The sequence below is a fragment of the Rahnella perminowiae genome (assembly GCF_019049755.1).
Taxonomy (GTDB): Bacteria; Pseudomonadota; Gammaproteobacteria; order Enterobacterales; family Enterobacteriaceae; genus Rahnella; species Rahnella perminowiae.
Genome location: NZ_JAFMOS010000427.1, coordinates 1 through 8,945, shown reverse-complemented (window position 1 = coordinate 8,945; position 8,945 = coordinate 1). Strand labels below are relative to the sequence as shown.

Annotated in this window: 10 protein-coding genes; 6 read left to right on the top strand and 4 right to left on the bottom strand. The window is 52.4% G+C overall.

Annotated elements, in window-relative coordinates; genetic code table 11:
* From pagP to J1785_RS06630, 4 genes are all read left to right on the top strand, one after another.
* The coding region (pagP, locus tag J1785_RS06645) for a lipid IV(A) palmitoyltransferase PagP (protein ID WP_238483112.1) at positions 1–521 on the top strand (521 nt) is incomplete at its 5' end.
* Positions 522–693: 172 nt separating this feature from the next.
* Positions 694–1,995: a bifunctional glucose-1-phosphatase/inositol phosphatase gene (agp, locus tag J1785_RS06640; RefSeq protein WP_217139386.1), complete on the top strand. Its 1,302-nt coding sequence runs from the start codon at positions 694–696 to the stop codon at positions 1,993–1,995.
* Positions 1,996–2,095: 100 nt separating this feature from the next.
* The gene (locus J1785_RS06635; RefSeq protein WP_129952886.1) at positions 2,096–3,103 is read left to right on the top strand and encodes a fatty acid desaturase; all 1,008 of its coding nucleotides are present in this window, start codon (positions 2,096–2,098) and stop codon (positions 3,101–3,103) included.
* 12 nt (positions 3,104–3,115) lie between these two features.
* Positions 3,116–3,922 carry a phosphate/phosphite/phosphonate ABC transporter substrate-binding protein gene (locus J1785_RS06630; protein WP_129952885.1) on the top strand — a complete coding sequence of 269 codons (807 nt, stop codon included), beginning with the start codon at positions 3,116–3,118 and terminating at the stop codon, positions 3,920–3,922.
* 46 nt (positions 3,923–3,968) lie between these two features.
* Here the strand turns inward: J1785_RS06630 and sseA are convergent, their stop codons facing one another.
* The 3 genes from sseA to J1785_RS06615 form a co-directional block, all read right to left on the bottom strand.
* Complete coding sequence (gene sseA / locus J1785_RS06625; RefSeq protein ID WP_129952884.1) at positions 3,969–4,814, bottom strand: 3-mercaptopyruvate sulfurtransferase; 846 nt, start codon at positions 4,812–4,814, stop codon at positions 3,969–3,971.
* 33 nt (positions 4,815–4,847) lie between these two features.
* Positions 4,848–5,396, bottom strand: coding sequence for a GNAT family N-acetyltransferase (locus tag J1785_RS06620; protein ID WP_129952883.1), 549 nt, complete (start codon positions 5,394–5,396; stop codon positions 4,848–4,850).
* A 137-nt stretch (positions 5,397–5,533) separates the two neighbouring features.
* Positions 5,534–6,325, bottom strand: a complete 792-nt coding sequence (locus J1785_RS06615; protein WP_129992106.1) for a helix-turn-helix transcriptional regulator — start codon at positions 6,323–6,325, stop codon at positions 5,534–5,536.
* 137 nt (positions 6,326–6,462) lie between these two features.
* On the opposite strand from J1785_RS06615, the gene J1785_RS06610 reads away from it, so the two are divergent.
* Positions 6,463–7,233 (top strand): class I SAM-dependent methyltransferase, encoded by a 771-nt coding sequence (locus tag J1785_RS06610; RefSeq protein ID WP_217219075.1) that lies wholly within the window; start codon positions 6,463–6,465, stop codon positions 7,231–7,233.
* 55 nt (positions 7,234–7,288) lie between these two features.
* Here J1785_RS06610 and J1785_RS06605 read toward each other — a convergent pair whose 3' ends face one another.
* Positions 7,289–8,209, bottom strand: a complete 921-nt coding sequence (locus J1785_RS06605) for a DUF808 domain-containing protein (RefSeq protein WP_217139385.1) — start codon at positions 8,207–8,209, stop codon at positions 7,289–7,291.
* Positions 8,210–8,598: 389 nt separating this feature from the next.
* On the opposite strand from J1785_RS06605, the gene J1785_RS06600 reads away from it, so the two are divergent.
* Positions 8,599–8,874, top strand: coding sequence for a YdgH/BhsA/McbA family protein (locus J1785_RS06600; protein WP_129952880.1), 276 nt, complete (start codon positions 8,599–8,601; stop codon positions 8,872–8,874).
* Positions 8,875–8,945 lie beyond the last annotated feature (71 nt).

The window sequence follows — 8,945 nt, the reverse complement described above, 5'->3', positions numbered from 1 at the left end:
CCACGGATGATCCGAAGCCATCACAGAAAGAGTCTATCTTTCCCGGAATATGGTCAGATTTTAAAGACAAGGTTTCGACGACGTGGAATGATTCTGATTCGCAGGATCTGTATTTACCGGTTATTACCTGGCATAACCGCCTGACCTACGATAAAGAGAAAACCGATAAATATAACGAACGTCCGTGGGGCGGAGGTTATGGTATTTCCCGGTACGATGAAAAGGGTAACTGGAATGGCATTTATTTAATGGCGTTTAAAGACTCCCATAATAAATGGGAACCCATCGGGGGTTACGGTTGGGAAAAAATATGGACACCTGCAGAAGATAAGAACTTCCGCTTAGGGCTGGGGTATACCGCAGCGGTCACAGCTCGTGACGACTATAAATATATCCCGATTCCGATCGTTTTACCGCTGGCTTCCATCGGTTATAACAAACTCACCTTCCAGGCGACATATATTCCGGGAACTTACAATAACGGCAATGTGTTCTTTGCGTGGCTGCGTTATCAGTTCTGATCCGCTTTCTTTGTGACTGAACAAAGCCCGGATACAGGTTGTGAACCTGATCCCCCACTTTTGATGAATATTCCACTATGCTGAAAATTCACCGCAGGAATCAATCTGTTGGCTTCTGCGGCGTTTTTTGTTTTCAGGGAATCTACAAAACACTTCATCAAGAGGATCACTCGTGAAAAAAGCATCCCGTTATTTTGCGTTGTCTGCACTTGCCTGCGTTTTACCTCTCACTTTGCCTGTCGCTCAGGCTGCCCAGTCCGATAATTTAGAACTGCAACAGGTGCTGGTGCTCAGCCGCCACGGTATCCGTGCGCCGCTGGTCAATTATGGTGATGTGCTTGCCGAATCGACAACGCACGCCTGGCCGGTGTGGAAAACCGAAGGCGGTTTGCTGACACCAAAAGGTGGTCAGGTTTCCGAACATATGGGGCATTATTTCCGTGCCTGGCTGGCGCAGGACAAACTGCTGCCTGCCGCCGGATGCCCTGAAAATACGCAAGTCTTTACCTACGCTAACAGTTTGCCGCGCACCATTGATACAGCGAAACACTTTACCGGCGGGGCTTTCCCCGGCTGCGATGTCCCGGTGCTGAATCGCGTAGAGATCGGCAAAATGGATCCCGTTTTTAACCCGATCATTACCGCAGAAGTGAATGATACTTTCAAAACCAGCGCCCTGAACTCGATTAATCAGCACGCAGGCGAGGGCGGACTGGCAGGGCTGAATCAGCGTCTCAAGCCGAACTATCAGTTGCTGGAAAGCATCCTCGATTATAAAAACAGTAAAATCTGCAAAGAGAAAAAACAGTGCGATCTGGCTTCGCAGCCGTCAGACGTGGTGCTGACCCAGGGCAAGGAACCGGGCATTACCGGCCCGCTACGAATGGCGACCGGGGCAACCGATGCCTTCATGTTGCAGTATTACGAAGGTTTCCCGATGAAGGATATTGCCTGGGGGAAAGTTGATACACCAGACCAATGGACGAAGCTGGAAACTATCAAAAATTTATATCACGAAACACTGTTCGGATCGCCAGCGATTGCGGCCAACGCAGCTAAACCGTTGCTGACCTTTATCGCCGGTGTGCTTGATCCGAAGCTGGCGTCAACCGCTGATCAGAAGGCCGCCCAACAGGCAAAACTGGCGGTGCTGGTCGGGCATGATTCGAATATCGCTTCCCTGCTGGCTGCACTGAAAACGCAGGATTACCAGTTACCGGGGCAGTATGAACGTACGCCTATCAGCGGCACGGTGGTCTTCCAGCGCTGGCACGACAAAAAAGCGGATAAGGATTTGATGAAAATTGAATATGTTTATCCGACTGCCCGCCAGATCCGCAATAATGTGGCGCTGAGCCTCAAAAATCCTCCGGAACGTGTGACGTTGCACATCGAAGGATGTACCACCGACAAGCAGGGTTTCTGTCCGATGGAACAGTTTACCCAGGCATTGCAAAAAGATATGCAGGGCTGAGTTTGTTAGCCGCTAACTGGCAATAGATAGTGATTTAAGTTAGTTAGCGGCATCAATCCATTGTCCGATAATGTGTCAGGCTTTCTGACTCTGGCACATTATGACGTCTTCTTCGTTTTACCTCAGCGCCCGTCAGCGGGCCGAAATTACTCTCCGCTCACGCCATTACTGGTGGAGGCTGGAAATCCCCACCTGGTTGCTGATTGTCTCAGTCTACAGCGGCTGGTTCGCTAGCGTTTTTTTCTGGCATGGTCTCGGTCCATGGCTCGGAACACCGCTGCTTATCTGGTTCACTACCTGGTATATGTCACTGCAACATGAACTCATCCACGGTCATCCTACCCGCAAACCCTGGCTGAATCAGTTATTTGGCATGCTGCCGCTGGCGGTCTGGTATCCCTATGGCCTGTATCGGGATACGCATCTGCAACATCACCGCAATGAACATCTGACGCTGCCCGGCGACGATCCTGAAGCTTATTATTTCAGCCGTACAACCTGGGAAAATCTGTCACCCGCGATGAAAACTGTTGTCCGTTTGCGCAATACCTTGCCGGGAAGAATGTTCATTGGCCCGCTGTCAGATATTGTGAGTGCGCTGACCGGCGCGCTGATGGCCGTATTGCGTGGCGAGTGGCGTACGGTGAGTATGTGGCTGATGCATGGCGTATTGCTGGTAGCCCTGTTCAGCGTGATGGCGCAACGCGGGTTATCGCCGCTGTATTTTATTCTGGCAGTAAGTTATCCCGCCCTGAGCCTGACCAAAGTCCGATCTTTCTTTGAACATCGCGCAGAGCATTTGCCGCAGGCCCGATCGACGCTCAATGAAGCCGGTTTTGTGTGGCGTCTGCTGTTTCTGAATCTGAATTATCATCTGGTACATCACGATTTACCCGGCGTGCCGTGGTATGCGCTGCGACAGGTCTACGTCGCTGACCGTGAGGCGTATATTCAGCGCAGCGAGGGTTTCGTCGTGCATGGTTACCGCCAGTGGTTCCGCGATCACACGCAGATACCTGTAGATGTTGAAGCTCATCCTTTTGCCGCCGGGAAATCTCCGGCGCAACCTGTGCTCAGCGACTATGATTATCAGCAGGATACCCCCTGACGGAGTGGGCAGATGATGCTGATGTCTTTGCCGATGTATGCGATTTCTCCCGCTGATGTGGAAGCGTTCGCCGACGTGTTACGCCAAAAACTCCGGCAACTCGGCCTCGCTTCAACACCGGATGCGCTGAACTGGCCGCAGGATTTATTCAGCCACTGGCAGGCACCGGATTTGTTGCTCAGCCAGACCTGCGGTTTTCCGCTGATGGAAAGTTTGCCCCAGGTTCAGCTGGTGGGCACATTCAGTTACCATGCCCCCGGCTGCGACGGTTTCCGTTATCGCAGTTTTTTACTGGCGCGTGAGGAGGATGCCGGATTACATCTGGCTGACTTTCGCCACCGGCGGCTGGCGTTTAACAGTACCGATTCCCAGTCAGGTTATAACAGCCTGCGCGCACTGGTCGCGCCGCTGGCCAAAGACGGAAGGTTTTTCTCACAGGCCACCGCCACCGGGGGGCACCGCGAATCGCTTCATTACGTTCAGCAAAATCTTGCCGATCTTGCCGCGATTGACTGCGTGACGCTGGAACTCCTGCGGCGTACCGGGTCCCGTTCCCTCACCGGGCTGGAGGTGATCGGACAAACCGCCGCTGTGCCCGGTTTACCGATGATCACCTGTGCACAAACTTCTTCGGAGGATCTGGCGATTTTACGGCAGGCGTTGCACGACATTGTGGATGAGCCGGTCAGTAAACCCTTACTTATTGAAAAATTCACCGAAGTTCCACGACAGGCCTACCAGGTGATCAGCCAGATGAAAGCGTTAGCTCTGGCGCTCGGCGTCAGTGAGCTGATGCCTGAGTTGTCAAAAACGGCATAAAAAAACCGGGCGCGGTGCCCGGTTGTCGTTTTCCTGCATCACAGGATCAGTGCGTTTCGATCGGGAAATCTTCGTTAATGTCCCCCCATTCAGCCCACGAACCGTCATATAACAGCACATCTTTAACGCCCAGCGAATCCAGTCCGAATGCCAGGGCGGCGGCTGTAACACCTGAACCGCAACTGGTGATGACCGGTTTATCCAGATTGACGCCCAGACGTTCAAACGTCGCCTTCAGATCTGATGGCGATTTCAGGTGTCCGTCCTGCGTCAGTTCGGTAAACGGCACACTCAGGCTGCCGGGAATATGCCCGCCGTGCAGCCCTGGCCGCGGTTCCGGCGCCTCGGCTTTAAAGCGTGCCAGCGAACGGGCGTCGATAATCTGCACCTTGCCGATCGCGTCTTTCACCTGATCAGCACTGACCACCACCGGACGCACCAGCCTGGCATTAAACGTCGTGGGTACGCGGGTGTGCTCGCCGCTTTGTGTCGGCTTACCTTCGGCAATCCATGCATTCAGACCCCCATCCAGCACGCGTACGCTTTTGGCACCGAAACTGGTCAGCATCCACCACACACGCGGCGCGGAGAAGAGATCGCCTTCGTCATACAGTACGATGGTTTGCGTATCGGCCACGCCTAAACGGCTCATTGACGCAGCGAATTCTTCCGCTGTCGGCATCATGTGTGGCAGGCCGGTACTGCAATCAGAAATGCTGTCGACTTCCACATAAATCGCGTTGGGAATATGCGTTTCGAGATATTTTGCGTGGAAATCGATGGGCGGTGTAATGCCCGGTTTGGATTTACGACAATCGATAATGACCACGTCCGGTGAGTTCAGATTCTTCGCCAGCCAGTCGGTAGATACGGTATGGGTAGAAAAAGTCATGTTTTGTTGCCTTATCTTTTTGTGAGGTCAGCCTCAGAGATCGCCCGGGATCAGAGAATACATCCAGGCATCACATGGCTGACCATGATAATAAAGCCGGTTACGGTGCAGGCCTTCTGATATCGCGCCCGTTTTTTCCGCTACCCGGCGGCTGCGTTCGTTGCCCTCCATCACCACGATTTCCAGACGGGTCAGCTCCAGCTCAGTAAACGCAAAGCGTGCCGCCGATCTGGCTGCCAGCGTCGCCAGCCCGTGGCCGGTATAACCGGTACGGATCCAGTAACCGAGATTGGCGAATTTGTACTCGGGCGTGATGCGGTTGATGCCCACGCTGCCAATCAGATTACCGCCTGAACGCTCAAAGATACAAAAATTGAATTCTGTGCCGCGATGGCGTTTCTGCTCGCTGTCGGCCAGGTATTTCCGGCTGTCTTCAAGCGAATATTTATCGGTACACCAGGACTCCCATGCGCCGATATCCTTTACAGACGCTTTAACTGCCGCAAAATGCGTGACGGCCTCAAGTTCAGTCGCTACACGAATTTCGAATTCTTCATCCTGATAAATCTGGCGTGTCATCATGGGCGTTAACCTGTCATTGGGGAAACCAATTATTTAGCAAACCAAAAAAGTCAGCCTCACATATCCGGCATCTGTATGTCAATTGGTGAAAATGACCATTAACCGAGAAAAAACAGCAGGCTGCCCGCTGTGGTTTTTTACGTTTCGGGTACCAGTATCACCAGTTTACATTCTGCATATCCGGCCGGGAAAAAGGTCTGTTGCCGGTAACAGATTTCACCCTGAAGCGGGTGATGGAAACGCCGTTCACCTCCCTCACGCGCCAGCACTTCCTGCTGCGACCACCACTGGTTGAACTCGTGGCTGCGCTCACGCAGGTTGATCACCGACTGGCGGACGGCTTCCGAATGGGCGTAATGACTGGTTTCGGCGCGAAACTCCGCCACCACCCGTTTGGCGCGTTCCGGCCAGTTTGTGACCAGCCGGCGAGCCAGCGGATGCAGGAACATGAACTCCAGCAGATTAGGGTGTTCATCCACTCCCAGCCAGCCACCGAACAACGCTCCTGCCTGGGGATTCCATGCCAGCACATTCCAGGCACTGTCGAGCAGATAACCGGGGCAGGTGAGTTGACTGACGCAATCTTTAAGGCCGGCGTCCGGCGCGCCGGAAGAGGGCAACACCCGGGGATCTTTCACCGATGCCAGACTGAATAAATACTCGCGCGCGGCAGACTCCATGCGCAGCGCTTTTGCCAGTCTGTCGAGTGTCGCAGCGGAAATGGACACATCGCGGCCCTGCTCAATCCACGTATACCACGTTGCACTGATCCCGCTGATTTGCGCCAGTTCTTCGCGGCGCAAACCGCTGGTTCTGCGGCGGGAGGAACCGGGAAGCCCGACCATTTCAGGCGTGACACGTTCGCGGTGAGTACGTAAAAACGTGCCCAGCGCTTTCGGCCCGCTGAGCGACTCTGCATTATCAGTCATGACATTCTCTTAAACAGGAAGTAACTGATACCAGTATAAATGCTCATATTGTTCTCGTATAGAACTCTGCCTATAGTGATTTTGAAACATGAGAAACCCAGTTTCTTATTACAAAAACAAGACAGACAGGAGCAATGATGAATACCAAAAATACTCACAATGAGGCTGTTGATAAGCAGTTTGGCTCACAGGCACAGGATTACCTGACCAGTGCGGTTCATTCGCAGGGCGCGGATTTACAACGTCTCGCTGCCTTGCTGGCACCCTATAAGGAAGCGCAGGTCATTGATCTGGGGTGCGGCGCAGGGCACGCCAGCTTTGTTGCCGCAGGCGTGGTTAAAAATGTGATTGCTTACGATTTGTCGGCGCAGATGCTGGATGTGGTCATGCAGGCTGCCCGGGATAAGCAACTGACCAATATCACTGTGCAACAGGGCATGGCGGAATCGCTGCCTTTCGAGGATCATAGCGCTGAGGTGATCATCAGCCGCTATTCCGCGCACCACTGGCATGATGTCGGGCAGGCGCTGCGTGAAGTGGCACGCGTGCTGAAGCCGGGCGGTAAATTTATCATGATGGATGTGGTGTCACCGGGACACCCGTTGCTGGATATTTATCTGCAAACCGTCGAAGTGCTGCGCGACACCTCGCATGTTTGCAATTATTCACCAGGTGAATGGCTGAATATGGTGGCTGAAGCCGGGCTGATTGCCCGTGAGGTCACGACAAATCGTCTGCCGCTGGAGTTCACCAGTTGGATTGCCCGTATGCGTACGCCGGAACATTTCGCCGTTGCTATCCGCGAACTGCAAAAAGTCATGTCGGATGAGGTGGTACAACATTTTGAGATCCAGCCTGACGGTACGTTCACCAGTGATATCATGATGCTGGTGGCATCGAAGCACTGAAGATAAAAGCCTAAGAGGCGCCCTTTCACAGAGGGAAGGGCGCACAGCGTCTGTATTATGATTTCTTGCCGAACATTTTCTGCCCAATCATCACCAGCGCCAGCACGGCCGCGCCGACAATCAGACCGACGACTAAATCAGTGGCACCGGTAATCAGTGTATTCACCCAGCTTTCGTGGCCGTGCGTCAGGGGTTCAATCAGGCTGTGCATAAACGGCAGGCCGTGGCTGATGATGCTGCCGCCGACCAGGAACATTGCAACAGTCCCCACCACCGACAGTGCCTTCATCAGCCAGGGAGCGAGATTTACGATGCTGCGACCAAAGGCGCGCACACCCTTCATCATGCTGTTTTCGCCGGAGAGTTTACTCAGATACAAACCGGCGTCGTCGATTTTGACAATCGCGCCGACCAGCCCGTAGACACCGATAGTCATTATCACCGCAATCAGCACCATCACGGTGATCTGATTAAGGAACGGCGCTGATGAGACAATACCGAGCGAAATCACGATGATTTCAGCTGAAAGAATAAAGTCGGTGCGCACAGCGCCTTTGACCTTATCTTTTTCATGCTTTTTAGCATCCGCTTCATTTTTTATTTCAGCGGTGGCCGGTTTTTCTTCAGCAGGATGCTCGCCCGGCATGAGTTTATGGGCGATTTTTTCGAAACCCTCATAACATAAATAAGCGCCGCCAATCATCAGCAGCGGGGTAATGGCCCAGGGGATAAAGGCACTGATCAGTAAGGCCAGCGGAACCAGAATGGCTTTGTTGATCATTGAGCCTTTGGCTACCGCCCAGACGATCGGTAATTCCCGATCGGCTTTTACTCCCGTCACCTGTTGTGCATTCAGCGCCAAATCATCGCCCAGCACGCTGGCTGTTTTTTTCGCAGCGACTTTGCTCATCGCCGCTACATCATCAAGAATCGATGCGATGTCATCGATTAAGGCCAGAAGACTACCACCCGCCATAAATACTCCCTTTTATCATTATGCAAAGGTTCTCCGCACGCGCGGGAAACCGAACTCTGTAACCCTGACAGGACAGCCGGTCACTGCAACAGAGAATTCATACAAAATAATCATAACAGTGATTGCATGCTGGCGTCGATTTGTGCGAAAGTTGTGCGAACTATAAATAACTTTGAAATTCCTCCATACTTTCTCCATTAAATATCGTTGATTCTCCAGCGCTTACGCTAGCAGAAATGTTTGTTTTCATACTCTCCTTATTTTTACCACAATGGTTTAAGTTCTTTACATTGTATTACGTCCGCTTTCATTGCTTCGGCGATAATTAATTCAACGGATTACTTCCGCCCCCATTAATTAACGAAACTAACGAAAGAAAGGTGCGCAATATGAAACTGTTACCTGCAATTACAGCTGTTGCTATTACTGTTGCTTCATTTTCTGCCCTGGCTGCGACGCCTATTTCAGAAATGCAGGCGCAAAGCGGTACTTATCAGTCACTGGGCATGGTGTCCGTCAGTGCGCCTAGCACCATCCCGGGCAGTTTGCACGACCAGCTGAACCAGATTGCCAGCGACAAAGGGGCGAGCCACTACCGTGTGATTGGTGCGGATACCCCGGGGGATTCAAGTCTGACCCGTGCCAGTGTTGAGTTGTATAAATAATAAGCAGATATTTTAAAGCGAAACGCTTGATTTATCTGATTTTTATTAGGCTCAATCGTGTTATAGGGAAT

What these genes read in the sequence shown, in the direction of transcription:
- sseA (WP_129952884.1), bottom strand. Translation starts at nt 4,814, where the DNA reads ATGACTTTTTCTACCCATACCGTATCTACCGACTGGCTGGCGAAGAAT.
- J1785_RS06615 (WP_129992106.1), bottom strand. Translation starts at nt 6,325, where the DNA reads ATGACTGATAATGCAGAGTCGCTCAGCGGGCCGAAAGCGCTGGGCACG.
- J1785_RS06600 (WP_129952880.1), top strand. Translation starts at nt 8,599, where the DNA reads ATGAAACTGTTACCTGCAATTACAGCTGTTGCTATTACTGTTGCTTCA.
- J1785_RS06630 (WP_129952885.1), top strand. Translation starts at nt 3,116, where the DNA reads ATGATGCTGATGTCTTTGCCGATGTATGCGATTTCTCCCGCTGATGTG.
- J1785_RS06605 (WP_217139385.1), bottom strand. Translation starts at nt 8,209, where the DNA reads ATGGCGGGTGGTAGTCTTCTGGCCTTAATCGATGACATCGCATCGATT.
- J1785_RS06635 (WP_129952886.1), top strand. Translation starts at nt 2,096, where the DNA reads ATGACGTCTTCTTCGTTTTACCTCAGCGCCCGTCAGCGGGCCGAAATT.
- J1785_RS06620 (WP_129952883.1), bottom strand. Translation starts at nt 5,396, where the DNA reads ATGATGACACGCCAGATTTATCAGGATGAAGAATTCGAAATTCGTGTA.
- J1785_RS06610 (WP_217219075.1), top strand. Translation starts at nt 6,463, where the DNA reads ATGAATACCAAAAATACTCACAATGAGGCTGTTGATAAGCAGTTTGGC.